Genomic DNA, 1,393 nt, shown 5'->3' on the forward strand with positions numbered 1-1,393 from the left:
TAATGCCAGTCAGTTAAGCTGACTGGCATTTTTCTTATTGGGATATTTTCGCGCCTTGTGCTTCACGCATCTAGGGTAAATTCTGTCTTCCCGTTTCGGCGGAAGAATGTGATGTGGCGTTTCATCAAGTAGGTGGTTAATTCGCTTCGGGATGGTGCCAGCGGCTTCGAGCCAGAAGCCATATATTAAGTGGATAATCGCTGCTGCACTGGTGGTGAAACTTAATTGATTGGGATACAAGCCAGGCACCGTTTGTGCCATTTTAACCATCTGGTAACGAATGATGTTGTAACCGAGCAGCAACCCCCACAGCTCCTGCTCAATCATTTCTGGCAATTTACTTCGCAGCGTAAATTCATTGTTAAGCAGCGATGATTTCATCTCTCGATAGCCCACTTCAATTTCCCAGCGATGACGATATAAATCAACGATATCAGCACTAGGAAACCGCATGGCGTCAGTCATTGAAGTCAGAATACTAACCTCTTTTCCTTTGATAGTTTTGGTCAACAACCTGACTTCTACCCTATCAGGGAGGTCGGAGTATTTTCGCCGCGCTTGTGGGCTGGCCTGCAAGGCGACAATTTTATCGTTTCGTCCGAGCTTCCTAATCACCGTGTATTGGGCACCTTTTCTCATTGGCATCAGCCAGTGACGTTGTTCTCCCGCTTGATGCCAGCGATTCAGCAGGCCTAGCGAGTAAAAGCCTCGGTCGAATAGGGTCAGAGTGTGGTCTGGCGTGGTGTCAATCAAACGTTCGGCCAAGGTCATTTCATTGGTCTTATAACTGTCAAAGGCACTAGCAACCATCATGTGGCTGGTTAATTCCATCTGACACACCATCCGAACTTGTGGAAAAGACCCATCGCCGTTTTGATTGGAAGGCGCTTTAAATCGTGTTCGATTGTCTGGTGAATCTGGTGTGCGCCAAACAACGCCATCAACCCCAAGGAGTTTTAAGCCCGACCACGTTGGGTGATTGGCTTGTTGATGCCACATTTGCTGGCTGCGATGAAAGACTTCTTTCACTGCGTCGGCCCCTAGCCGCTGACGCGCTTGAACCACAGCACTTGGAGCAACCAAGGGCTTCTTTCCTGGCAACATCAGTTGCGCTTTGCTGACAATGCTCCAAACCGGCTCTTGCCGGTATAGCGACATCGCAATGACGGTCCACACTGCCATATCTAAAGGGATTCGGCGTTTTCTGACGGTCGCAACACCACTGGTTTCGAGACATTGATTGATAAAATTAGGGCAGAGTATATCGGAGAGTTTACCGAGCTCTTCGGTATTTGGTGCATAGCCATTGGCCATTGCCAGCGCGGTTGTCAGTTGCAAAAGAAAAAGGTCCTAACTGAAGAAGTTAAGACCTTTATATAGCCTGCGGAAGATC

Annotated in this window: 1 protein-coding gene; it reads right to left on the reverse strand. The window is 48.3% G+C overall.

Features of this window, described 5'->3' with window-relative positions; genetic code table 11:
* Positions 1-9: 9 nt before the first annotated feature.
* Complete coding sequence (locus tag IC617_RS19160) at positions 10-1,338, reverse strand: IS4 family transposase (RefSeq protein WP_191146509.1); 1,329 nt, start codon at positions 1,336-1,338, stop codon at positions 10-12.
* Positions 1,339-1,393: the final 55 nt, after the last annotated feature.

It is taken from the genome of Neiella litorisoli, assembly GCF_014773395.1.
Taxonomy (GTDB): Bacteria; Pseudomonadota; Gammaproteobacteria; order Enterobacterales; family Neiellaceae; genus Neiella; species Neiella litorisoli.